This window comes from Micromonospora trifolii, assembly GCF_022229005.1.
GTDB classification, from domain to species: Bacteria; Actinomycetota; Actinomycetes; order Mycobacteriales; family Micromonosporaceae; genus Micromonospora; species Micromonospora trifolii.
Genome location: NZ_JAKKFD010000081.1, coordinates 1 through 688 on the forward strand (window position 1 = coordinate 1; position 688 = coordinate 688).

The following is a 688-nucleotide window of genomic DNA, read 5'->3' on the forward strand; positions in this document are numbered from 1 at the left end:
CCTCGCCGCCATGGAGGGCGCCGACCCAGCCCGAGTGTCGATGCTCTGCACCCTGCACGACACCCAGGAAACCCGAATTACCGACATCCCACACATCGCCAAGCGCTACCTCACCGCCGCACCCAACACCGCCGTCACCGCCGACCAGGTCGCCGCCTGCCCACCGGCCGTCGCGGAGGTCATCACCGCCGCAGTCGCCGAGTACGAAGCTGGCGAGACACTAGAAGCTGTCGTCGCTCGTGACGCTGACAAGCTGGAATGCCTCGTCCAAGCCGTCGAGTACCGTCACCTAGGCGTCGACAACGTACAGCGCTGGATCGACAGCTCACGAGCGGCTCTGAAGACCGCCAGCGCCCACCGCCTAGCCGACGCCGCCCTCAGCGGACAACCCCTGGCTTGGCTCACACCCCCGCCACAGAAGTAAGCCGTCAACGCTTGGCGTTCTATTAGCCAACTGCAGGGAGCCAGTCGATCAGAGCGGACGGCTTGGCTCCTGCATGGCGACCGCTTCGGTGTGAACTCTCGGCGAGCCGGTCGGATCGGGCTTGATGTGAGGTCAGGCGGCCTGCTGGCGGCCTCTCGGGCTGGTTTCGCTGGCACGGATGCTGTACTTCGCTGCTGTACTGCCCGGCGTCAGACGAGGCGCTGGATGCGGACCTTCGGGCGCTCGTCCCTGAGGTGGCCGTGC

The 688-nt window shown here is 66.6% G+C and carries 1 protein-coding gene; it reads left to right on the forward strand.

Going from position 1 to position 688, the window contains the following annotated elements; all coding sequences use genetic code 11:
• The coding region (locus tag NIE79_RS32995) for an HD domain-containing protein (protein WP_238682289.1) at positions 1–424 on the forward strand (424 nt) is incomplete at its 5' end.
• Positions 425–688: the final 264 nt, after the last annotated feature.